Raw genomic sequence first — 22,937 nt, forward strand, 5'->3', positions numbered from 1 at the left:
GGCGTGTGCCACGCCACAATCGCCGGGAAGGAGTGCCCGGAAGGTAGGCGGGCCTAAACATCGCGAGGGCGTGGCGCGACCGCGTCCCACCCCTCGCCGAATGTGGGGTCGCGGCACGCATCAGGCGCGTGGAGCGTGCGGGTAACCCACGTTCGCGCCACAAAGTAATGAGGATCAGCTGCGCAGGCGGCGCGCCAGGCCGGATGCGCGCACCGCCCGGCGTTGCACGGCGGCCCGCACCGACGCCTCCGGGCCGACCACCCGGATCTTCTTCTTCGCCCTGGTCACCGCGGTGTAGAACAGTTCGCGACTGAGCAGGCGCGAATCCCGCGGCGGCAGCAGCACGGTGACCTCGTCGGCCTGACTGCCCTGCGACTTGTGAATCGTCATCGCGTGCATCGTGTCGACCTCGGCGAGCCGGCTTGTCGCGAACTCCAGCCGCTCCGCGCCCGCGACGACCGCGCGCAGCGCCCCGTCGCGGAGCACCGTGACTCCGGTGTCGCCGTTGTAGAGGTTGAGCCCGTAGTCGTTCGCGGTCACCAGCACCGGCCGCCCCGCATACCACGTCGACCAGATCGGCTCGCCGGTCAACTCCGAGAGCCACCGCTCCACCTGGTGGTTCCAGTAGCGCACCCCGAACGGGCCGCGGCGATGCGCACACAGCAGCCGGTGTTCGGCCAAGATGCCCAGCGCTGCATCGCCATCGCCGAGAACCGCCGCCGTTCGCAACGCAATCGCATTGGGCACCAACACCTTACGAAGGTGCTCGGAGGGCTCCTCGGTGTCCACCCACTCGATGTGTTCGCCGCCGGAACGCAACACCTCGATGACGGTGTCGTCGTCACCGGTACGAATCGCGGTGGCCAGCCGTCCGATCGACGCACCGAACCGGTGCGACGTCTTGAGCTCCGCGATCCGGCCAGGACCGAGACCGTCGACCAGGTCGGCGAGGACTGCACCCGCCTCGACCGACGCCAACTGGTCAGGGTCGCCGACAAGCAGCAGCCGCGCGTCCGGCCGCACCGCCTCGAGCAGGCGAGCCATCATCGTCAGCGACACCATCGACGCCTCGTCGACGACGATCACATCGTGCGGCAACCGGTTGGCGCGATTGTGTCGGAACCGCACCGACGTCTCCGGTCGCTTACCGAGCAGGCGGTGCAGCGTCGTCGCGTGCAGTCCCGACAGCGCTTCGCGGTGGGTGGCATCGAGCTTGTCCACCTCCAGCTGTACGGCCTCCTGCAGACGCGCCGCGGCCTTGCCCGTCGGCGCCGCCAACGCGATCCGTAACCGGGTTCCGTTCGTGAGGAGCGCGAGCAGGCGCGCCACCGTTGTCGTCTTGCCCGTGCCCGGTCCACCGGTGAGCACCGTCAGACCCTGCGACAGCGCCAGTTCCGCGGCGGTGCGTTGCTCTTCGAAGCCCGGCGGGAACAGCCTGTCCAGATCGGGCAACGGCCGGTCCGGCCGCGCGGCCGTCATCGACAGGATGTCGTCGCACACCTGCTGCTCCTCGAGCCAGTACCGGTCGAGATACAGCAGGTCCCCGTCGACGTGCAGCGCCGGTGGTCGGCCGGTCAACGGGTGCGCGGCGATGGCGTCGAACCAACCGTCGACGGCGGGCCACGGCAGCCCCTCGAGGCCGACCTGCTGTTCGACGGTCCGCAGGTTCAGGCACACCGACCCGTTGCGCAGGGCGCGCACCACCAGGGCGATCGCGAGCGACACCCGATCGTCTGGCGCGTCGACGAGATCGCAGAGCCGTTGCGCGACATGCACATCCGACGCGTCGAGGACTTCGGCGTCGGTGAAGGTGCGCAGCAGGCCGGTGGCGCTGACCGCCCGCCGCCACTCCACGCCGGTCACGCTGCCCTGCCCGCGTCGAGCAGATCCGACAGCGCCGTGATCAACGCCGTCGGCGGGTGCCAGCTGAACACGCCGGCGGGATGGCCGTCCTCGGTCGGGGTGTCGGACCCGCACATCCCGCGCAGGAACAGATACAGCACACCGCCCAGGTGCCGCTCGGGTGAGTACCCGGACACCCGCCACCGCAGAAAACGATGCAGCACAACGCTGTACAGCAGTGCCTGCAGGGGATAGTCGGAGTGCAGCATCGCCTCGGCCAGCCGCGGCCGGGAATAGTCCGCCGCGGTGAGGGGCCGGTTGGGATCGCCGAGCCAGTTCGTCTTGTAGTCGACGACGAGGTACCGATCGTGGACGCGCAGCACCGCGTCCACCGAGCCCGACAGGTAACCCTTGAGCGGCTGCGGTCCCAGACCCGCGCCGGTCAAGCGCTCCGCGTATGACGCCAGCGGATCGTCCGCAGGCAGGTGTGCACGCAGCAGCTCACCGACATCGGCGAGCCGGATGTCGGGCGCGGATGCCCGCAAATCGCCTCCCGCCAGCGGGAATTCGAAGTCCATTTCCCGCATCCGGTCGCGTAGTCCGATCTGTCGAAGCGTTGCGCCGCCGGCCAGTGGCCCCAGCGGTGTGTCGTACATGGGCACCATCGCCGCCGCGAGCGCGCTGGCGTCGACGTCGACCGGCCACCACACGGAGTGCTCGCGGACACGCGTTTCCAGTTCCGCCGTGAGGTCGGCGGCGAACGGATCCGCGGTTTCGAGCACGGCGTGTACCAACGACCCGAACTTCGCGCCGGTCGGCAGCTCGGCCATGGGTGACGGCACATCGGCATCGGCCACCTGTGTCGTCAACGGGATTTCGGCGACCTCGTCGTCGAGCTCGGCCACTTCGGGTTCGCTGCTGACCGGCATCGCCTCGACCGCGCGGATCAACCCGCTGTAGGACGTTCGGCGCCACGCCGTGTCGATGGTCCGGTGGAAGTGGCGGGCGGCGACCTCTGCCGGATCGTGCGGCACCGGACGCGCACGCCGCGGACGCGGCACCGACTCCTCGATCGCCGGACCGCCGAAGGCTTCCCACTCCCTCAACCGGGCGAGCGCCTCATCATCGGAAACCTTGCCGGGGACAACGACATCCGGGACCATCGATTCGCCGGGCCGCCGGCCGCGCAGCAGCCGTGACAGCCCGCCGTTCGGCTCGTCACGGGAAGGCGCCCACCAGGCGACCAGCTGCGACTGGGCCCGCGTCATCGCGACGTACATCAGCCGGCTGTCGTCGCTGGCGTCCTCCTCGCGGCCCACCTTCGACACCGCGTGGAAGTCGGGGCTGTCGTTGCCGCCGATATGCAGGCACCGCGTCTCGCCTTCGTGGTAGAGCACCAGCTCGGGCTCGAACACGTGACGGTTGAACGCGAACGGCAGATAGACCACCGGGAACTGCAGGCCTTTGGCGACGAACACCGTCATCACCTGAACCGCGGCGGCGTCGTTGTCGAGGCGACGGAATCGCTCCGCGGCGCCGCTGCGTTCGTCGCGCTGGGCCCGCAGCCAGTCCCGCAGCGCGGGCAGCGTGAAGTGTTCGCGGTGGGCGGCCTCCTGCAGCAGCTGGGTCATGTGGGCCAGGTCGGTCATCTGCCGCTCACCGTTGCGCCACGACAACACCCGGTCGCCCATGCCGGCGAGTTGCGCGGCCTCGAAGATCGCCGCGACCCCGCGCTCGCGGGCGTGGCCCGCCCACTCCCGCAGCGTTTCTGCGATGCGGTCGGTCAGCTGATCGCCGCCCGTGACGAGTGTCTCGGCGGTCTCGCCGAAGAACATGGTCGCGGCCGCCGCGCGCACCACGCCGGGCCGGTGGGGTTGGTCGAACGCCTCGAGCAGCGCCAACCAGTCCTCGGCGGCGTCGGAATTGAAGATGTCGGAGTCGCCGGTGTACACCGCGGGAATACCGGCGTCGCACAGCGCCCGGTAACAGACCCGCGCGTCACGGTGGTTCTCGACGATGACCGCGATGTCACCCGCGCCGAGACGACGACCGTCGAACGTCGCATCCGAATCGATCAGGGCGCCGATGTCGCTCGCCAGATCCTTGGGGATGTGGGTGCGCAGTTGATCGATCGGTAGGACGCTGGTTCCGCTGCGGCCGAACGTGTTTCGGCGCACGACCCGCAACCGGAACGGCTCGTCGCACGGCGCGCCGGCCAGTCGTGAGCCTTCGTGCTTGGCGGCGACGTCGTGCACGACGATCTTCTCGTGACCCAGTTGTGCGCCGCGCAGCACCGCCTGCAGTCGGTTGACCAGCGCCTCGTCGCTGCGCCAGTTGTTGGCCAAGGTTTTCTGGACGTCGGCCTTGGAGGCCGCGCTCAGGTAGGTGACGATGTCGCCGCCGCGGAACGCGTAGATCGCCTGCTTGGGGTCGCCGATCAGGACCAGCGTCGAACGTCGGGTGAACGCGCGGTCGATCACCCGCCACTGCACCGGGTCGGTGTCCTGGAACTCGTCGACCATCACGATCGGCCAGCGCTGGTGCATGCGCAGCTGCGCGGGGGAGTCGTCGGCTTCCAGCGCCTCGGCCAATCTGCTCAGCAGATCGTCGTATCCGAGGATCCCCTTGCGTCGCTTGCGGACCTCCAGCTCTGCGAGAACGTCTCTGGCGAACCGGACGCAGACCTCGGCACGCGAGTCCGGTTGGGGGTCTTCCGGTCTCAGCTCGGTCGCGGGATGCTCGACGACCTGCTTGGCCAGCCGCAGCGCATCGGCATAGGTCAACAGCGGATTGTCGCGTTCGCGGCCGAAGTGGTGCAGGTAGAGGTCGTCGACGATCTCGGTGACGAGCTCTTCGAGGCTCTCGACCAGAGTGACGCGGGAGTCGCTGTCACCCGCGACACCCAGCGATTTGAGTACCAGTTGGCAGAACTGGTGCGTGGTGGCGATGGTCGCGGCGTCGAACGCGGCCAGTGCGTCGCGCAGGCGGGTTTCGCGTTTGGCCAGTTGGTTCGGTGTGCCCGCGAGGAGATGCTCGATGATCTCATTGGTGTCGACGCTCGACGGATCGGCGAAAGCCTGTACGGCGTCGACGATGTGACGCCTGACCCGGTCACGCAGTTCCTGGCTGGCCGCGCGGCTGAACGTGATCAGCAGCATCTGGTCGAGCGTCGCGACGCCCTCGGCGAGGTAGCGCGTGACCAACCCGGCCAACGCGAACGTTTTACCGGTTCCCGCACTGGCTTCCAGCACTGTGGTGGAGCGTTCGGCGGGTAGCTCACCCAACAGATCGAAGGGTTCCATCAGGTCTCCAATGCCCGCAGCATCGGCAGCCACAACCGACCGGCGTACATGTCGAGACCGCGTTCGACGAGGTGCTGCAACCAGGTGTTCTTGCCGAATGCCAGCTGGTACGCGGGTTCGGCCTCCTCACCGGGATACCGACCGGACTTCCACTTGTAGCCGGCCCGCTGTTCGGGGTCGCCGTGGCCGTGCACGGCCTCTGCCCACGCATAGGACGTCTTCACCGGCAGCGGAAGCGGTTCACGGCGGCCCTGGTCGTACATCGCCACCAGATCGGCGAGCAGCTCGCGCGCGTGTTCGGCCGGCCTGCCCATCGACTCGACCCGCGGCGTGGTGCCGCGCCTGGCCCGCCCGATGCCGATCGCCTTCCACTCGCGACGGGGTTCGTGAGCCAGCAACGCCAGCAACAGGATCCACGGCTGCAGCAGATGGCGGCCGTCGAGCTTGGAGTAGGTGACCGACACCAGCCGGTCACCGTAGACCGGGGCCACGGTCCCGGTGACCCGCCGCCCGCCGCCGATCTCGACGTCGATGTCGATTGCGGTCGCATCGGCGCCGCGGTAGGGCCGGGCGGCGTCGGCAATGAGCGAGGCCTGCTTGCAGATCTCGTTCGCGCGACGCCATCCGAGGTGGCCGGGCGGCAGGGTGCCGCGCCGCCACTCGGCCTGGCGCGCCTGGTCGGGATCCATGCCGCTCAACATGTCTCGCAGTACGCGATCGCCGACGGTCCACTCCTCGAGCGCATCGATGTCGACGGGCATCGCGTCCTCGACTCCGTCAACCTCCCACGGCAACGTGTAGTCGAGGGCGCGGAAGAAGCCCTTGACGGGATCGCGGAAGAACGCGGCCAGGTCGGCCAGCACGACGTCATCGGGTGCAGGCGAGGGCAGCGGTCCCGAGACGAATGCCGGCCGCTCCGCCCGTTCGGCGGCGCGGGTGAGCGAGGCGCGTTTGACCGTCGAGTCGAACGTGAACGGCACGTTCGGAATCAGCTCGCCGGGGATGACGTTGCGGGTGTCGAACGGCTGCAGGGGATGCTTCACGACGATCGCGTCGCGGACCGGGCGCTCGGTGGTGCGATCCAGGGTGTCGAGCAGTTCGGCGAGCGGAACGGCGGGCGGTCGGTCCTGACCGGAGTACTCGTTGGCACCGGTGTAGGTGATCACCAGCGTCTCGGTGGCCGCGCCGATCGCGTCGAGCAGCAATTGCCGGTCCTCGGAACGGATATCGCGTTCCCCGGTCATCGGTTCACGGGCGAGCGCGTCGTCGCCGTCGACCACGCCCAACCGGGGGAACGCCCCGTCGTCGAGCCCGACCAGGCACACGACCCGGTGGGGCACCGACCGCATCGGCACCATCGTGCACACCGTCAGGGTGCCGGTGCGGAAGTTGGCCCGGGTCGGTCGGCCCGCGAGGTGCCGGTCGAGCAGCGCGCGAACGTCGGAGAGCCGCATCAGGGTGTCGGCGTGAGCGCCGGCGGTGGCGAGCACGTCGGCGAACTCGCGCTCGAGTTGCGCTGTCTGCCACGCGTCGTCGTCGCTCACCCGGGTGAGCAAGGCGACGCTGTCGGTCAATGCCTGCAGCCATTTTGCGAGCGGCTTTGTGCCGGTGAGGGATTGAACGGCGCATCGCAGGCGGTCGATGTACTCGGCGAGCCGGCCGACCAGGTCGACCCGGTTGCTGCTCACGTCGTCCAGGGGCAGCGTGGTGTCGATCCAGGCGTGGGAGTCGTCGGACATGGCCACCCCCGCCAGCACGCGGTCGATGCCGAAACGCCATGTGTTCTGGATGAAGTCGACACCGTAGGGTTTGCGGTGCTCGGTGTCGAAGCCCCAGCGGATGTTGGCCTGCCGAACCCAGCGGGTGATGTCCTCGAGGTTGTCGTCGGTGAAGCCGAAGCGGGCGCGGACCGCTGCGGCCTGCGCGAGGTTGAGCACCTCGCTGGAGGTGGCCCGCCCGCCGGCCAACGCCAGCAGCTGGGACGCGACCCCGAGCAGAGGATTGGTCTGGACGAGGGACCGGTCGGCGAGACGGACCCGGAGCTGGTGCGCGGGATGCACGCCCTTGATCATGTCGCCGAGCCCGAATCCGGCCACGATCAGCGGTGCGTAGGTTTCGATGTCCGGGCACATGACGAGGATGTCGCGCGGTTCGAGCGTCTGGTCATCGGCGAGCAGTCCGAGCAGTACTTCGCGCAGCACATCGATCTGGCGGGCCGACCCGTGGCAGCTGTGCACCTGCACCGAACGGTCGGTGACGGTGTGCCTGCGGCCTTCTCGCCGGATGGTGTTGACGCCGATGTCGGATTGCAGCCACCCGAGAAGCGTGTTCGGGTGCTCGCGGCCGCCGAGGTAGTCGTCGGTGTGCACATCGGTCGGCAGCGCGCGCTGCAGTTCGCGAAGATCGCGCCCGAGGGTGGCGAGCAGGGGGTGGCCGACTCGGCGGTGGCTGGTGTCTTCGCGCCGGGGGATCTGCCCGTGCGATCCCTTGAGTTGCTGCCAGAGATCGTCGCTGGGATGCGGCAGCCACAGGTGCAGCTCGTGGTGGGTCGACAGCGCCTCGAGCAGTTCGATCTCGGTGCTGGGCAGCCGGGTGTGCCCGAACAGAGACAGCCGCTCGGGCAGATCTGTCGGTGACTCCCTCAGCCTCACAACGGTTTTAGCGTGGCGGATGTGTGGCGTGTCGGTGTCGATGCGCTCGATGAGCGCGCGCCACAGCGGCGGCTGCCAGGCGAGATCGGCCGGGATGTGGCCGTCGGCGCCGTTCTCCCAGTCGACCAGCAGCTGCGGGCGTTGGCGGGCGTAGGAGGCGAACAGCCCGGCCAGCCTGCGGGCGACGGCGTAGCGCCGGCCCTGCCGCAGTTCCCTCTCCTCACCGGTTTCGAAGTGACCGAGATGAGTGGCCAGCGGCGTGCACCAGTCCTCGGCGCAGGTGGCGTCGATGACCTCCATCAGTGGCCACACCATCGCGTCGGGCGACCACGGATCGTCCCGCTCGGTGCCGGTCAGCTCGGCGATCAACGAGCGGGGATTGCGAAAGGCGATGCCGGCGCAGACGCCGTCGGCGCCCTCGCCACGCCCGAGCGCGTGACTCAGCCGCTGGCTCAACCAGCGCTCGACACCCTTGGCCGGGACGATGACCAGTTCCTCGGCGAACGGGTCAGGTAGGGGGTCGGAAAGCAGGGCGCCGAGCCCGTCGGCGAGAAGATCGGTGCGTTCTGCCCGATGGATGTGAAGCGCCATCGAAGCCAACGATAGGAGGTCGGTCCGACGCGGCGCGGGGTTTACGGTGGCGGTGGACGTTTGCAAGCGAAGAAGCCAGGGAAGCCAACATTCGATGATTCGTTCGATGGCCGCGATGATGACCATGGCCGCCTGCATCCCGTTGGTCGCGACGCCGGTCGCCAACGCCCAGCCATCGTGCGGCCCGGACCAGGCCGCCGCGCTGCGCCTGGCGTTCGCGCGGCTGCCGTTCGAGCCGCTCACCGGCGCCAAGTGGGACAGCACCCCGGTCGACAGCAACTACGACCCGTGCGCAGAACTGTCGACCATCCTGGTGACCACCGAGGGCGGCACCGGAAGCTCGCCCGTGCAGGCGCTGCTGTTCCATCGCGGCGAGTATCTGGGAACGGGCACCTCCAAGGCGTACGGCTTTACGTCACTGGACAGCGCGGCCAGCAGCAACGACATGGTCGTGCTCAATTACAAGGTGCCGGGTGAGTGCAATGCCTGCGAGCCCGCGGCCATCCACAGCGCGCGGTACCGCTGGAACGGCGATCGCGCTGTGATGCTCGATCCGCCGCCACCGACGGCTTGAGGAAGGAGCGCGAAGTGAGTGAGACGACGTCACCGCGCCTTGGCCCGAAGTTCCAAGAGGCACTGGGATTCGCCGCCGAACTGCACCGCACCCAGACCCGCAAGGCCAGCCAGGTGCCCTACGTCGGGCACCTGCTGTCGGTGGCGGGCCTGGTGATCGAGGCCGACGGCACCGAGACCGAGGCCATCGCCGCGCTGCTGCACGACGCCGCCGAGGATCAGGGCGGAGACGTGACGCTCACACAGATCGAAGAACGTTTCGGGCCCGAGGTCGCCGCCATCGTCGAGGAGTGCAGCGACACGCTCGTGACACCCAAACCGCCGTGGCGTGAGCGCAAGCAGGCCTACATTGAGCACCTGAACACCGCCTCCGACAGCACAATTCGCGTGTCGGCGGCCGACAAGCTGGACAATGCGAGGGCGATCCTGCGCGACCTGCGCCGCTTCGGCCCGAAGGTGTGGCAGCGCTTCAACACCGACGACCCGCACGAGCATCTGTGGTACTACCGGTCGCTGCTCGAGGTGTACCGGCGCCGTAGCGACAGCTGGTTGGTCGACGAACTGTCCCGCGTCGTCGAGACGTTGGCCGAGGAGATCGGCCCACCGGTCGCCGCTACCGTCTGAGGTATGAGCGCACGCGACACGGTGTGGATCTCGGCTGCGGAGGTGGCGCGGCGACTGGACGCGGGTGAACCGCTGACGCTGCTCGACGTGCGGTGGCAGCTCGGGCAGCCCGACGGCCGTGCCGCCTACGAACAAGGACATCTGCCGGGCGCGGTGTACGTGTCGCTCGAGGACGAGTTGAGCGATCACACCGTCGAAGGCCGTGGACGGCACCCGTTGCCGTCCGGATCCGCGCTCGAAGCCGCCGCCCGCCGGTGGGGCGTGCGAGCCGGGACGCCGGTCGTCGTGTACGACGATTGGAACCGCGCCGGGTCCGCGCGAGCCTGGTGGGTGCTGACCGCGGCAGGCATCGACGACGTCCGCATCCTCGACGGCGGGCTCGCGGCGTGGACGGCGGTTGGCCGTCAGCTGGAATCCGGCATCGTCGAACCCGCACCCGGGAACGTCACCGTCGCCCACGACGACCTGTACGACGGGGCACGCCCGACCGTCACCGCCGACGCCCTACTCGAACCGGGCCGGTTGGTGCTCGACGCGCGGGCGCCCGAACGGTTCCGCGGCGACGTGGAACCGGTCGATCCGGTCGCCGGCCACATTCCCGGTGCGCTCAACGTGCCGAGCACCCGCCTGCTGACCGAGGACGGGGCCCTGCTGGACGACGACGAATTGGCCCGGGCGTTGGGGGAGGTGGGCGACGGCGACGTGGCGGTCTACTGCGGGTCGGGCGTCACCGCGGCGGTGACGATCGCGGGCCTGGCGGCGGCGGGAGTGAATGCCGCGCTGTTTCCCGGTTCATGGTCGCAATGGAGTTCGGACCCGTCGCGCCCGGTGGCGAGCGGGCCCGGCGCATGACGGGGGCCCTCCCGCACACCCCGCCCGGGAGGGCCTCTGTGTAGTGATGCCTGTGATCAGGGGTGATAGTTCGGCTGCACCTGCTGCAGGTGGGTGATGCCGTGACCGTGGTGCGTGCCGGGGGCTGGGTGGGCCTTGATCTGCGGGGTGGCGACCAGACCCGGCCGCGGCGTGGTGTCCTGGGTGTAGGTTCCGGCGTTGGCGGCGCCGGCGAAGCCGAGGGCGGCGGCCAGAATTCCGGCCGCGACGATCGGCAGGGCGAAGAACTGGGCGATGCGGCGGGTGGCGGTGGCGTTCATTTCGATCTCCTCGTTGAGTTCGGTTTCTTGTCTGTCTGCCGGTGTGTTCCGGCGATGACTCAACAGTGCGGCACCGCGGGGCCGATGTATGTCGACCGGCCGGCGGGTGAGGCGGATGAAACGTCTGTCCTCCTATCGGGGGACACGGCCTAAGCTGCAGGAAGCGGACAGGAGCACACCATGGACGTTCTGCGCACACCCGACGACCGCTTCGAGAACCTCGCGGGCTATCCCTTCGCGCCGCACTACGTCGACGTCACCGCTTCCGACACCGAGGCGGTGCGCATGCACTACGTCGACGAAGGTCCATCCGACGGCCCGATCGTCGTCCTGCTGCACGGTGAACCGACGTGGAGTTACCTGTACCGCACCATGGTTCCGCCACTGGTCGCCGGTGGGTGCCGGGTGCTGGCACCCGACCTGATCGGGTTCGGGCGCTCCGACAAGCCCAGTCACATCGAGGATTACACGTATCTGCGTCACGTCGAATGGGTGACGTCATGGTTCTCGGCGCTGGACCTGCGCGACACCACGATTTTCGTGCAGGACTGGGGTTCGCTGATCGGGCTGCGCATCGCCGCCGAGCAGGACGAGCGCATCGCGCGCATCGTCGTGGCCAACGGCTTCCTGCCCGCGGGCCAAACCCCAGCCAACCTGCCGTTTCGGATCTGGCGTGCGTTCGCGCGTCATTCGCCGGTGCTGCCTGCCGGTCGTATCGTCGCATTCGGCACCGTGACCGATGTGCCGGCACGTATCCGGGCCGGATACGATGCGCCATTCCCGCCAAGCGATTTCAGGCTGGTGCCCGGGCGTTCCCCGCGCTGGTGCCGACAGAGCCGGACGACCCGGCGTTACCGGCCAACCGCGCGGCGTGGGAAGCGTTGGGGCGCTGGCAGAAACCGTTCCTGTGCGTCTTCGGCGCCAAGGACCCGATCCTCGGCCGTGCCGATCGCCCGTTGATCGAACACATTCCCGGTGCAGCCGGTCAACCCCATGCCCGCATCAACGGCAGCCACTTCGTGCAGGAGGACTGCGGCCCCGAGCTGGCCGAGCGAATCCTGCAGTGGTGCAACTAACCTCGGGTGACGGTGTTTCTCGAGGTGGCGTTCACCTCGGGGTCACCGGAGTGGTAGATCACCTGGTTGTCGAACCCGGACGCGCCGATCTGGTCGACGCGGTCGATGGTGACCTGATTCTCGACCCCCGAAACCGTCACGCTCAGGCAGTGCCCCAGCAGAGTCACCGTGTTGTTGACCCCGCTGACCGAGATGTTGCTGCCGTTGCACTCGATCGTCTCGTTCTCCTCGACCCCGGACACGCTGTACTGCCCGCCGGCCGGCGCCACGGCGACCTTGGGCTCACCCGGCAGCTGCGTGGGCAGCTGCGTCGGCGCCCCGCGTGACGGCCCGATCGTCACGCTGCCGCCGCGGGGGTCGTCCCCGGTCGCGATCGAGATCCCCGGGCGGCCGGCGATCTCCTCCGTCGCCGACGACAGCGTCCACACGAGCGCGCCGATGCCGGCGACGATGACCACCACGACGACCCCGACCAACCCGAAGATCAACCCCAGCGGCGCGCCGCTCTTCGTCGGACCGGGCGGAAACGAGACGCCGAACGGCGGCGCGCTGTAGGGCGACTGCGAAGGGTAGGGCGGCTGGTGCGGAGGACCGTAGACCGGCGGGGGCAACGCAGACGTCTGGTAGTCGTTGGCCGGTGACTGTGACGTGCCCAGTTCGACGGCGCCGCGGTCGGCCAGCGGCTGCTCCAGCTGCCGGATACGCGCCTCCGGGTCGTCCTCGGGGTTCATGCGCAGATGGTGCCACACCGTCGTTTGCACCGCCTGAATACCGGCAACCCGACGATCATGATTGGCACGTTGCGATCCACCGTCGTCGACTGCCGGGAGCCGATGCGGCTGGCCACCTTCTACGCGGGCGTCCTCGGCGGACAGATCGAAAAGCAGGACGACTCCTGGGTGGTGCTCACCGACCCGCAGGGCCGACGGCTGGCGTTCCAGTTCTCGCCGGAACACGAGCCGCCGCGCTTTCCGGACCCGCGCGGTTCACAACAATTCCACCTCGACATTGCGGTGGACGACCCCGATGCCGCTGAACACGAAGTCCTCGACCTCGGCGCGACCCGGGTGTCCGACGCCGAGGAGGACTCGAAGTTCCGGGTGTTCCGCGACCCGGCGGGACACACGTTCTGTCTGGTCTGGGGCATCGCCGACTAACGGCGAAGCCGATTTGCTGACGACGGTTACCGCGACGCCGAAGTTGGTACTCCTAACCCGTGGTGGCACCCGGGTTCATCGCCATCGGCAGCGGTCCTGCCGGGGTGAGTGCTGCCGAGACCTTCCGTAGCAGGCATTCCGACATCCCGGTCCGAATCCTGACCACCGACCCGGCGCTGCCGTACGCCAAGCCGCCACTGAGCAAGGAATTCCTGTGCGGCCGCGACACCAAGCTCGCCCTGCACAGTGAGCACTGGTTCGAACGCAACGGCATCGACCTCGTCCGCGGCATCACGGTCGAACGCATCGACGTGGACCGCCAGCAGGTCGTGACTGTGGGTGGCCAGCGCTACTCCTACTGGCATCTCGTCATCGCCTCCGGCTCCGTGGCGGTGCGACCGCCCATTCCCGGGATCGAATCTGCGTTGACGCTGCGGTCGTTCGCCGACGCGGTGGCGCTCAAGATGGCCGCCCGCTACTCCGACTGCGCGGTGGTCATCGGCGGCGGCCTGATCGGATGTGAGGCCGCATCCTGTCTGGCCGAGCGTGGAGTCGCGACGATGGTCGTCGCCGCCGAACATGTCCCGCTACAGCGCCGGTTCGGGCTCGAGGCCGGTGAACGCGTCGCGAAACTGCTGTCGGACAACGGCGTCCGGTTCGCCGGTGAGACGACCGTCGCCGCGGTCGAGGACACCCGCGTGATGTTGGACAGCGGTGAGGCCGTCGACGCGGACCTCGTCGTGTGTGCGACGGGTGTGCGCCCCGACATCCGCCTCGCCGAAGCCGCCGGACTGCAGACGCGCGACGGGCGCATCGTCGTCGACTCGCATATGCACACCTCGGCGCGCAACGTGTATGCCGCGGGCGATGTGGCGCTGGCGCACAACGTCACCGCCGGCAGACCCATCCCGGCCGAACACTGGCGCGACGCCGCGCATCAGGGCCACGTCGCCGGCCTGACCGCGGCCGGTTTCCCCGCGGCATGGGACACCGTGCCCGGGTTCTCCTGCGCCATCGGCACTTCCGTACTCAAGTACCGCGGCTGGGGTGTCGACTTCGACGGCGAGCCGGTCGAGGCCCGGTTCGTCGACCACCACACCGGGTTCACGGTCTGGTACGGGGTGGGTGGCGACGTCGTCGGTGTGCTGACCCTCAACGCCGACGACGACCACCGCCGCGCCGGCGAGATGCTCGGCGCGCGTTGACCGGTCAGCCCGAGGCGAGCCCGTGCTCGAGCGCGTACATGCTCGCCCCGATCCGGTTGGAGACCCCAACCTTGGCGTACACATGCTCGACGTGGTTGCGTACGGTCTTCTCGCTGAGCACCAGCTTGGCCGCGATGTCCTTGTTGCTCGCACCCTGCGCGACCAGACGCAGCACCTCGACCTCACGCGCGGTAAGCCCGTCGGGTCGCGGCGCACGCCTGCCCGAGGCGTGACCGGACGCCTGCAGCACCGCATCGGCGGCGGCCGAGTCCAATTGCCCCTTCGACACCCGTTCCCGTAGCCGCCTGGCCGCGCCCGCGGGGCCGAGCGCCTCCCGGTACGGCCGCGGCTCCAGCGCACTCTGATAGCTGACCGCGCACGCCAGCAACCGGTCGGTCATCGTCAGCTGCCGCGCGGCCAGGCCCCGGGGATACCCTGAGCCGTCGAGACATTCGTGATGGTTGGCCGCGACCGACGCGATCTCCTTGAGACCGGGAACCTGCGAGAGGATCCGCTCGGTCAGGTACGGATGCAACCTCATGCGCTCGAACTCCGCCGTCGTCAGCGCAGTGGGTTTCGACCAGACCTGATTAGAGACACCGATGCGACCGAGATCGTGCACATAGCCGGCGCGCCGAGTCGTCGCGACCGCTTCGTCATCGAGACCGAGTGTTTCGGCCGCGGTTGCGGCGAGCTCGGCCACTGCGCGTGAATGTCCAAGTGTGAACGGGCATTTGAGGTCGACGAACTCTCCCAGGGCCATCAGAAGCGTGTCGAGTGCGCCGGCGTCGAGGCGGGTTGCACGGTCCGGCGCGTACCGCAGCGCCGTCGCCCACACGTCTCCGGTCGACGGGGCCGCCGGGATGTCGGCGGGATCGGCGACGAAAGCGTCCACGACCGCGGGATCGAACTGACCTCCCCGCCTGCTGCGGACCATCGCGACCGCACCGTCGATGCCGTACTCGCGCTGGTGCACCTCGACCATGTCGGCGACCTGAGCGACCCGCATTTCGACCGGTATCCCCTCACCGGACGCACCGGCAGGCAGCCCACCGCCGTCGTAGCGTTCGAAGGTGTACCGCAGCGCATGCTGCACGTCGGCGTCCAGGCCGATGCGCTCGGCCAGCAGGCCCGCCGATGTGCAGTGCGAGTGGATCAGCCGCGAGATGTGCCCGCGCGCATTGGCATACAGTGTCGCCACCGTCCTCAACCGCGTCAGCAGCGACTCACCGCGGCCGACGTTGGTCAGCAGGAAACGTTGGTACGGCAGCCCCGACCAGTCGACGAGGTACGAACTGCGCCGTACTGCGATGTCGTCGCCGAACCATCGCGCGTATTCGTGCGAATCGGCGTGACACCCGATCCACATGATCAGCGTCACGTAGTAGGTGCAATCACGCTGCCGCGCCGTCAGGTGCAGCCGGTCGGCCAGCCGCATCGCGATCAGCGCCGACCGCAGCATGTGCTCGGCGGGCTGACCCAGCCCGAGGTCGACCGCGACCGACAGCGCCGCGAGCACTTCCGCCCGGGTCGGAAGCTCCTGCGGGCTGCGGGCGCCGGTCACAGCCCGATTCTGCACCGTCTGCATCGCCGGATCAGTGCGTTAGGTCAAGACGGTCCGCATCGCGGTGACGGGCCACGTCGAACGCCTCGAACCGGCCCTGGGCGATGACGCAGATGCCGCGTTGCGGCAGCTGGAAGTCGGCCAGGTTGCCTTGCACCGGGTGCGGCCCGACGGGACCGAGGTCGACGCCCTGCACGACCGCCGACGAATCAGCGACCGCCCACACCCGCCGGGGTGCGATGCGGAACTCCTGACCGTTGGGCAGGTTGCCGGTCAGCCGCACCTTCCCCAGGCCCAGCACCGGCCCGACGATGCGGCTCATCGCCGTCAGCGTTCGGCGGTTGCGTGCCGCGGCGGCGGGTAAGCGTGAACCGATGGCACTCATCAGGCGGGTGGCCGCCGTCGTTGCGATGTCGACGCGCCAATCCAGCACCGAGGCAATGGAAATCGACAGCGACCACGGTGTGAGCCACTCGGCGTCGATGGGGCAGACAACGGGGTCGACCGGCGTCGCCGAGCTGAAGTACCGCGAACAGCTCTGTGGGCCGGGTGTGGTGGCGTAGAACGTCCACACCCCGTCCGGTGTGCGATGCCAGACCGATTTGTAGGCGGGGGAGAACGACGTCTCGGGAAAATCCCGGTAGGCGAGGTAGTGGCCGTTGGCGAACGGCAGGCCCATGACGCCGAAGCCGACGACACGCTCCTCGTCTCCGTCGGGCAGCGGCATCGTCTTGGTGGCGGCCGCGAAGGCCTGAGGTGTTGTGGTCATGCGGTGAGCGTGCGCCCCCGCGCAGGCCGCTCACATGGGGCAAACGCCCCAAACTGTGTTGCGATTTGTGAGTGATTTCGATCGGTGAACGAACGGGATCACTCACAAATCGCCTGGGAGGGTGGGGCGCAGGCCCGTCAGTAGGGAGCGCACGCCGAGTCGCCACCGCTGCTCGATCGACGGTGCGGACGTCCCCAGCCACCGCCCCAGTTCCTGGACCGTCAGCCCCTGCGCGAGGGCCAGCAGCACGTGGGCGATGTCGGCGACGTCGCCGCTCAATAACCCCGCGTCGACGCAGCGCTGGATGCGGCCGGTGAACGCCGCGCGTACCGAGGCGCCGGCGGCGGCTTCGTCGGGCCCCGGTTCCAGTTCGGCGAACGGCCGCGCGAACATCAGCTGGGCGAGCCGGGGATAGGACCGGCAGAACGATCGGAAGACCGGCACCAGACGTTCGAGATCGGCGAGGGGCTCATCGGTCAGCGGCACGGACTCCAGTTCGGCGCCCAGCAGCCGGAATCCCTCGAAGACCATCGCGCGCAGCAGCCCCGCCTTGTCGGAGAACAGCTCGTACACCGCGGGCACCGACGTGCCTGCCCGCTCGGCGACGCGGCGAGTGGTGAACCCCGAGATCCCCTCCTCGGACAGCGTCGCGATCGCCACCTCCAGCAGGCGGTCCTTCAGCTCGGGCGTGCGCTGCTTCGCCCTCGGCACCGTGCTGGCCTAGCCGAGGGTGAATTCGGTTGCCAACCCGTCGATTCCGGCCCGAATGGCGTTGAGTGCAGACTCGCGGGCCTTCAGCTTCGTCGCGACATGTGCGCCGGTGTGCACCGTGTTCGCCAGCTCCGTGGCCACCTCCTGCGCCCGCGCCAGCACGCGATCCGCCTCCACGATCTCGTCGAGCCACCCGCCGGAGACGGCCTGCTCGCCGGCGAAGGTCGACGCCAGCGCCGCGGCCCGCTGGTAGACCGGCGGCGTCAGCCGCAACCGCATGATCTCCAGTGCGGCGACCGGGATCGTCATGCCGATGGCCACCTCGATCGCCTGGCAGCGGGTCTTCGGCTGGCCGATCCGGTGATCGCCGGACAGCAGCAGGAACGACCCCATCGCGATGGCCGGACCCGTCGCGGCCATGACCACCGGGACCGGAAATGTCAGGCATCGCACCGCGAGCTCGAACCCGCCCGTGAGCATCCCCAGACCGGCCTGCACGTCGCCGGACTGAAACACGGTCAGGTCGAAACCGCCGCTGAACACGCGGCCGTTGCCCGCGAGCACGACGACCTTGGCGGCATCCTTCTCCGCACGGTCGAGCGCTTCGTTGATCGCGGTCTGCATCGCCGGACCGAGGACATTGACCTTGCCGTCGTCCAGCGTGATCGTGGCGACCGAATCTTTCAGCTCATAGCCAACGAGGTTGCTCATCGCTTCTCCTTCGAACGCGGTGCGGCTAATCGTATCGATGTTACGAAACGTCGATACGAGCGCCACGGGGAGCCGCGGCGCAGCCGGGATCACGCAATCCGGTGCCGCGCCGTGTTGGTCTTGAGGATCTGGGTGTGTGCTTCCTCGAATTCGGCGTCGATGTCGACCGGCCGGCGGGGAGCGGGCCCGTTGCGCGGATTTCGCTGCGGCCCTTCACTTTCCGTGCGGTACCGGTCGCGGAGCTCGTCGACCGATGACCGCACGCGGTTGATCTCCTGGCGCAGCACGTCTTCGCGGCTCTCATTCGCCGCGTAGTGGTAGTAGGTCAGCAGGTGACGAAGCAGCTCGAGTTTCTGCTTCTCCTGGCGGGCCAGGTCGTGCGTGGTCAGCAGCTCCAGCCGCTCGACCGGATGCAACGTCGACCAGTCCAGCACCGCTGTGGAGCGGTACCGGGGGCGCGACCCCTTCTTCTTCGCGTGCCCCTGCTGGTCGTAGTAGGTGACCGCGCCGTCGAACCGGGATGCGATGGCCTCGCCGAGTTCGCGACGGTCCAATGCCGAATCCCAGACGATGCGCCATTCCTGTCCGGGCGCCAGATACGGGATCTCGGCGGGCAGATTCAGCGGGGCGATGTCGACGTAACGATCGTCGTAGACGTTCTCGTACTTGGCCACCGTCGGCGGATGCGCGAAATCGAACCGGATGTTGTAGGCCGGTGTCCGACCGAAGTTCTTGACCACGAGCTCGATCAGATGCCAATCGTTGGCCGCCGGCTCCATGAACATCGCCACATTGGGCTGCATCAGCTCTTCGGTCTGCCGCCTCGCCCGCTGATACTGCCGCCAGGCGTAAACCAGGGCGGCGACCCCCACCACGACGGCGAGCCAGGCGGCCAGCGCCGTCCACATCCCGGCCGAAAGGCCGAGTACCCCATCCGCATCCACGCACCGCTGTATATCACGCAGCCGCGGATCGCACACCCTTTGCCAATTGCCGGAGACGTCGATTAGCTGGCGTTGCGCAGATGATCGTGACCGGCGGAATTCGTCACAACAGGCTCGCCGGTTTCAGCTGCGCAGTATTGCTGATCAGCTCGTCGAGCGACGCGGTGAGCCCCATGTCGGCCAGCGCTTCATCGGCCGTCGCGCCCGTCGGGTGGACCAATCGCTCACCGCGTGCCGCCCAGTCGAGGTCTGACCACGTCACGCAGGCGGGTAAGCGCTTCCAGTACTGCGGATGCTCGCGCAGGTACAACTCGACACTGGCGTGGACGGCCGCATTCGCGGGAAGCCTGCGGAGCGAGATCGTGTGGGCGGTCTCGGCGAGCGCGTCGTAGTGACCGGGTGTGGGCAACGCGTTCATGCTCTCGTGAGGAGCCGACAGCCCGGCGCTCAGCGCACCCTCGAGCATCCAGTCGAAGCTGATCTCGGCCAGCGGGCGGCATGCCCCCGGTCCTCCGGCGACGTCGCAGTGGGCGCCGCGGAACCAGACTTCCTCGACGTGCGCCGACGCTGAGGTGGTCAATCGTTCGCCCGGACGCCCGTCTATCGCCACCGCGTGCCTACCCGATTCGACGTTTGGCATCGGCACCGGCATGGACCGGCGCGTCCAACCCGGGATGCTCACCGCGTCCCAGATGCCCAAAAACCGGACGGAGACCGGGATTTCGCGCTGCTGCTCCAGCCGGGAGGCGATCTGGGTGACGCGCGTCCAGTCCTGTTGGTCGCGGCCGGTCCGCGGCAGGGCATACGCGCCGAGCACGAAATCCGTCAGCTCCGGCAGCACCCCGACCGTGGACAGCAACCTGGTCAGGGTCTGAGCGCAGTAACCGCCGCGACCGACGCCGAACAGATAGATCGGGTCACCGGGTTCCCAGCAGTCGACCAGGAAGCGATAAGCCTCGGCGATGGCGCCGCGAGCCTCCTCGGCCGCGGCCTTGAAGGGCCGCAACGTCTTGCCGGGGTACGCCGTGGCTCCCGGGTGATACCAGGTGAGCTGGTCGGGAACGCCGTCGAGCAGACGAAAGAGTCGATGGGCATTTGTCGCGGTTTCGGGTTCGGGATAGCCACGAATGCGGTCGAAGCACAGTACTAGCTTCTTCATGGTGGCCCCCCGGCCCGAAAATTGACGCTAGGGTCTACAAGTTTGCCCCCAGGCGGCCTTGTTGTCCAGAAATTTGTATTTCTCGACCCGTTATGCCGCATGCACCTGCGAAAACCTCGGGAGTCAAACCGTCGGCGGAGTTCATGTCACAGTTGCCGAAGGGTGGCGCGCCCTCGGGTAGGCCGCCGCCGTGTCCGGTGCCGTCGGTGTACTGATGCGCCACCTTGCCGGGATAGGGCGGGTTGTGCCCATAGGCGGCGATGACGAGCCGAAGACCCGCCGGTTTGTGGGGCCACAGGGTGTCGAGGTCTCCGACGTTGCCGTAGCCGATCACCTTCGCCGTGCTGCCGACGAATGCGCCGACCTCGCGGCGCGTGGCGTTGAGCTCTGCCGAGCGGTTGCCGCGGATCCGACCGCCCCACGACTCGACGTCGAGCATCACCGCCATCTTCGGGTGCGGGTCGCCCACCTGATCGCGGAACGTGGCCACGGTCTCGCGCCAGTTCGGTCGCCATACGAAGTACACCAGGAAACACGCCAGCCGCCCATTGTCGGCGCTGCGGCGACACCAGTCATAGTTGTTGCGCCACCGACGATCTCGATATGTTCCGTCGTTGGAACGGATGCACAACACCGGGTACGGATAGCTGTCGTCGACCCCGGCCTGCCATTCCGAGACATCGGCATAGAGGGTGTCTGCCACGCTCGCCCAGTCCTTCGGGGACGAAGCTCAGCCGCCCATCAGCATGCGCCACTGGTCGAGGTTGCTCGCCCGATACACGTAATTGGTTTGCCGCACCTCCGACAAGGAGGCGCTGGGCTCTGCGGAATACCAGTGGCCGGGGAACACCGTCGGGTCGCCGGAGAGCTTGGCGAGTGCCTGCAGGCTGCGGAACATGTCGTCGACGTTGCCGCCGGGGAAGTCGGTTCGCCCGCAGCCCTCCAGGAACAGGGTGTCGCCGGCGACGAGTCGCCCGTCGAGCAGAAAGCACTGGCTGCCGGGCGTGTGGCCGGGCGTGTGCAGGAGCTCGATGTCGATGTCGCCGACCTTGACCACATCACCGTGCTGATGCTCGGTGAGCTCGCTGCGCGCGATGCCGGTGACCTTCGAAACCCAGTCCGCCTCAAGCGCATTCACATGGACCGGCACGCTCGTATGTTCCAGCAGCTCGGCGAGCCCCTTGAGTTCGAACCCCATCATCGAGCCGCCGACATGGTCGGGGTGGTGGTGGGTGACCAACACGCCGGACAGCCGCATGCCGTCGGCCTCCAGCGCGTCGACGAGATCGCCTGCGGCGTAGGCGGGGTCGACGACCACCGTGTCGCCGGTCTCGCGGTCGCCGATCAGGTAGGCGAAGTTGCGCATCTGCTGGGCGATCATGTCGCCGGCCGCGAAGTCGCGACCGGACAACAACTGACGGAAGTAGAGCCGATCCGAAGCCATGAGCGTCAGCGTATCTGGGCCCCGATTTCGGGGCTCAGTCCTGGCCGCGCAACCGCACCATGCGGATGGTGCTGCTCTCGTCGAGTTCGACCAGGTCGGTGTGCGAACGCAGGAAGTCGCTGAACGACTTGAAGCCGAGGGACTTCTCCGAGAACGACGGGTCCATGCGCCGCATCTGAGCCTTGACCGCCGAGTTGTGCAGCCAGTCGGAGTCGTCCTTGCCGTGCGCGATGCGCAGCGCCCGTTCGAGCAACGCGGTCGCGGCGGCCTGCGGGTCGGGCTGTTCCGGTTCCTGCTCGGCTTCGGCCTTGGTGCGGCGCCGCTTGGGCGCGTCCGACTTCACCGCCGGAACGCCGGGCAGCGCATCGTAGGAGACGTACTCGTCGCAGGCCGCGGTGAGCGACCGGCTGATCGATCCGGTGATGCCGATCCCGACGACGTAGCGCCCGAGGCGTTTGCACCGCTGTGCGAGCGGGATGTAGTCGGAGTCGCCGGCCACGATGACGACGTGGGTCAGGTCGGGCAGCCGGAACATGTCCTCGACGGTGTCGACCGCGAGCCGGATGTCGGCGCCGTTCTTGCTGTACGCGGCGGCGGGGAACAGCTGCACCAGGTCGACCGCGCGTCCGACGAGCTGGTCGCGGTAGTCGGCGTTGACGTCGGTCGACCAGTCGGCGTACGCCTTGGTCAGCACCAGCGTGCCGAAGGACGATGCGTAGTCGATGATCGCGCCGACGTCCACGGTCGCTTGCGTCAGCCGGCCCGGATTCTTGTGAAAGCCCGCGGCCTTGTCGCGCTGGAACGAGTTGCGTCCGTGGATCTGGTCGTAGCGGGAGATCACGATGTTGTCGAAGTCGAGATACACCGCCACACGGGTTGCGCCGGGTTCGGTCACTGTTCGGTCCTATCGTTCGGCGACTAGAGTCGGACGGTAGTGGTTGCGGTGATCAGCGGTTTGGCGCGGCAATCGGCGAGAATGTACCCTCTTTAAGGCTCGCGCCGCGGTGCGCGAACCTCGAAGCAGGCAGGCCCCCTTAGCTCAGTCGGCAGAGCGTTTCCATGGTAAGGAAAAGGTCAACGGTTCGATTCCGTTAGGGGGCTCGGTGAGCGGGCGGATATCCGTCCGGATCCCGGGGCGGTGTAGCTCAGCTGGTTAGAGCGCACGACTCATAATCGTGAGGTCGGGGGATCGAGCCCCCCCACCGCTACAGGCAATATCGAACGCGTAGACGAAGGACGAGGAACGTGGCCTCCAGTACCGACGTACGGCCGAAGATCACTTTGGCCTGCGAGGTGTGCAAGCACCGCAACTACATCACCAAGAAGAACCGCCGCAACGACCCGGACCGGCTCGAGATCAAGAAGTTCTGCCCGAACTGCGGCAAGCATCAGCCGCATAAGGAATCTCGCTAAAACGAGTCAGCCGGTGGGCGTGGCCCGGGTTGACTAGGTAGGTTAGCTAA

General features: G+C 68.1%; 20 protein-coding genes, 2 tRNA genes and 1 pseudogene. 9 read left to right on the forward strand and 14 right to left on the reverse strand.

Going from position 1 to position 22,937, the window contains the following annotated elements; genetic code table 11:
- Positions 1–174: 174 nt before the first annotated feature.
- Genes recD through recC form a run of 3 tightly spaced genes read right to left on the reverse strand, consistent with a single transcriptional unit; the run spans position 175 to position 8,386 of the window.
- Positions 175–1,854, reverse strand: a complete 1,680-nt coding sequence (gene recD, locus AU197_RS00415; protein ID WP_064400815.1) for an exodeoxyribonuclease V subunit alpha — start codon at positions 1,852–1,854, stop codon at positions 175–177.
- A gap of 5 nt (positions 1,855–1,859) precedes the next feature.
- Positions 1,860–5,144, reverse strand: coding sequence for an exodeoxyribonuclease V subunit beta (recB, locus tag AU197_RS00420; protein ID WP_064400437.1), 3,285 nt, complete (start codon positions 5,142–5,144; stop codon positions 1,860–1,862).
- Complete coding sequence (gene recC / locus AU197_RS00425) at positions 5,144–8,386, reverse strand: exodeoxyribonuclease V subunit gamma (protein WP_064400816.1); 3,243 nt, start codon at positions 8,384–8,386, stop codon at positions 5,144–5,146. The genes recB and recC overlap by 1 nt, the downstream gene beginning before the upstream one ends.
- Positions 8,387–8,492: 106 nt before the next feature.
- Here recC and AU197_RS00430 point away from each other — a divergent pair, with 106 nt between their 5' ends.
- Genes AU197_RS00430 through AU197_RS00440 form a run of 3 tightly spaced genes read left to right on the forward strand, consistent with a single transcriptional unit; the run spans position 8,493 to position 10,435 of the window.
- Positions 8,493–8,960: an LppP/LprE family lipoprotein gene (locus tag AU197_RS00430; protein ID WP_064400438.1), complete on the forward strand. Its 468-nt coding sequence runs from the start codon at positions 8,493–8,495 to the stop codon at positions 8,958–8,960.
- Positions 8,961–8,974: 14 nt separating this feature from the next.
- Positions 8,975–9,583 (forward strand): HD domain-containing protein, encoded by a 609-nt coding sequence (locus AU197_RS00435; RefSeq protein ID WP_064400439.1) that lies wholly within the window; start codon positions 8,975–8,977, stop codon positions 9,581–9,583.
- Positions 9,584–9,586: 3 nt separating this feature from the next.
- A complete protein-coding gene (locus tag AU197_RS00440; protein WP_064400440.1) occupies positions 9,587–10,435 on the forward strand; it encodes a sulfurtransferase in 849 nt (282 codons plus the stop codon).
- Positions 10,436–10,491: 56 nt separating this feature from the next.
- Here AU197_RS00440 and AU197_RS00445 read toward each other — a convergent pair whose 3' ends face one another.
- The gene (locus AU197_RS00445; protein WP_064400817.1) at positions 10,492–10,734 is read right to left on the reverse strand and encodes a hypothetical protein; all 243 of its coding nucleotides are present in this window, start codon (positions 10,732–10,734) and stop codon (positions 10,492–10,494) included.
- Positions 10,735–10,914: 180 nt separating this feature from the next.
- On the opposite strand from AU197_RS00445, the pseudogene AU197_RS00450 reads away from it, so the two are divergent.
- A pseudogene (locus tag AU197_RS00450) lies at positions 10,915–11,810 on the forward strand (haloalkane dehalogenase).
- Here the strand turns inward: AU197_RS00450 and AU197_RS00455 are convergent.
- Positions 11,807–12,541, reverse strand: a complete 735-nt coding sequence (locus tag AU197_RS00455; RefSeq protein ID WP_064400441.1) for a DUF3060 domain-containing protein — start codon at positions 12,539–12,541, stop codon at positions 11,807–11,809. The pseudogene AU197_RS00450 and the gene AU197_RS00455 sit on opposite strands and share 4 nt — an antisense overlap.
- Before the next feature lie 69 nt (positions 12,542–12,610).
- Between AU197_RS00455 and AU197_RS00460 the strand changes: the two genes are divergently transcribed.
- Together AU197_RS00460 and AU197_RS00465 are read left to right on the forward strand one after the other, a co-directional pair.
- A complete protein-coding gene (locus tag AU197_RS00460) occupies positions 12,611–12,967 on the forward strand; it encodes a VOC family protein (RefSeq protein ID WP_409366055.1) in 357 nt (118 codons plus the stop codon).
- 59 nt (positions 12,968–13,026) lie between these two features.
- Positions 13,027–14,172, forward strand: coding sequence for an NAD(P)/FAD-dependent oxidoreductase (locus AU197_RS00465; protein ID WP_064400442.1), 1,146 nt, complete (start codon positions 13,027–13,029; stop codon positions 14,170–14,172).
- A gap of 4 nt (positions 14,173–14,176) precedes the next feature.
- On the opposite strand, the gene AU197_RS00470 is transcribed toward AU197_RS00465, so the two are convergent.
- The 9 genes from AU197_RS00470 to AU197_RS00510 all read right to left on the reverse strand — a co-directional run bounded on the left by AU197_RS00470 (position 14,177) and on the right by AU197_RS00510 (position 22,369).
- Complete coding sequence (locus AU197_RS00470; protein WP_231744786.1) at positions 14,177–15,736, reverse strand: HD domain-containing phosphohydrolase; 1,560 nt, start codon at positions 15,734–15,736, stop codon at positions 14,177–14,179.
- A gap of 31 nt (positions 15,737–15,767) precedes the next feature.
- The gene (locus AU197_RS00475) at positions 15,768–16,505 is read right to left on the reverse strand and encodes a hypothetical protein (protein ID WP_064400444.1); all 738 of its coding nucleotides are present in this window, start codon (positions 16,503–16,505) and stop codon (positions 15,768–15,770) included.
- Between the two features lie 102 nt (positions 16,506–16,607).
- Complete coding sequence (locus tag AU197_RS00480) at positions 16,608–17,216, reverse strand: TetR/AcrR family transcriptional regulator (RefSeq protein WP_064400445.1); 609 nt, start codon at positions 17,214–17,216, stop codon at positions 16,608–16,610.
- Between the two features lie 9 nt (positions 17,217–17,225).
- Positions 17,226–17,927: a crotonase/enoyl-CoA hydratase family protein gene (locus tag AU197_RS00485; RefSeq protein WP_064400446.1), complete on the reverse strand. Its 702-nt coding sequence runs from the start codon at positions 17,925–17,927 to the stop codon at positions 17,226–17,228.
- An 89-nt stretch (positions 17,928–18,016) separates the two neighbouring features.
- Positions 18,017–18,835 carry a DUF8453 domain-containing protein gene (locus AU197_RS00490; protein WP_064400447.1) on the reverse strand — a complete coding sequence of 273 codons (819 nt, stop codon included), beginning with the start codon at positions 18,833–18,835 and terminating at the stop codon, positions 18,017–18,019.
- Between the two features lie 139 nt (positions 18,836–18,974).
- Positions 18,975–20,030: a phospholipase effector Tle1 domain-containing protein gene (locus AU197_RS00495; RefSeq protein WP_064400448.1), complete on the reverse strand. Its 1,056-nt coding sequence runs from the start codon at positions 20,028–20,030 to the stop codon at positions 18,975–18,977.
- 34 nt (positions 20,031–20,064) lie between these two features.
- Complete coding sequence (locus tag AU197_RS00500; RefSeq protein WP_064400449.1) at positions 20,065–20,733, reverse strand: glycoside hydrolase family 25 domain-containing protein; 669 nt, start codon at positions 20,731–20,733, stop codon at positions 20,065–20,067.
- Between the two features lie 27 nt (positions 20,734–20,760).
- Positions 20,761–21,474, reverse strand: a complete 714-nt coding sequence (locus AU197_RS00505; protein ID WP_064400450.1) for an MBL fold metallo-hydrolase — start codon at positions 21,472–21,474, stop codon at positions 20,761–20,763.
- A gap of 34 nt (positions 21,475–21,508) precedes the next feature.
- On the reverse strand, positions 21,509–22,369 hold the full coding sequence (locus AU197_RS00510) for an NYN domain-containing protein (protein ID WP_064400451.1): 861 nt from the start codon (positions 22,367–22,369) through the stop codon (positions 21,509–21,511).
- A gap of 133 nt (positions 22,370–22,502) precedes the next feature.
- Here AU197_RS00510 and AU197_RS00515 point away from each other — a divergent pair.
- The 3 genes from AU197_RS00515 to rpmG all read left to right on the forward strand — a co-directional run bounded on the left by AU197_RS00515 (position 22,503) and on the right by rpmG (position 22,887).
- A tRNA-Thr gene (locus tag AU197_RS00515) sits at positions 22,503–22,575 on the forward strand.
- A 33-nt stretch (positions 22,576–22,608) separates the two neighbouring features.
- A tRNA-Met gene (locus AU197_RS00520) sits at positions 22,609–22,682 on the forward strand.
- Positions 22,683–22,719: 37 nt separating this feature from the next.
- Positions 22,720–22,887 carry a 50S ribosomal protein L33 gene (gene rpmG / locus AU197_RS00525; protein WP_059101288.1) on the forward strand — a complete coding sequence of 56 codons (168 nt, stop codon included), beginning with the start codon at positions 22,720–22,722 and terminating at the stop codon, positions 22,885–22,887.
- Positions 22,888–22,937 lie beyond the last annotated feature (50 nt).

The sequence above is a fragment of the Mycobacterium sp. IS-1590 genome (assembly GCF_001500025.1).
GTDB lineage: Bacteria > Actinomycetota > Actinomycetes > Mycobacteriales > Mycobacteriaceae > Mycobacterium.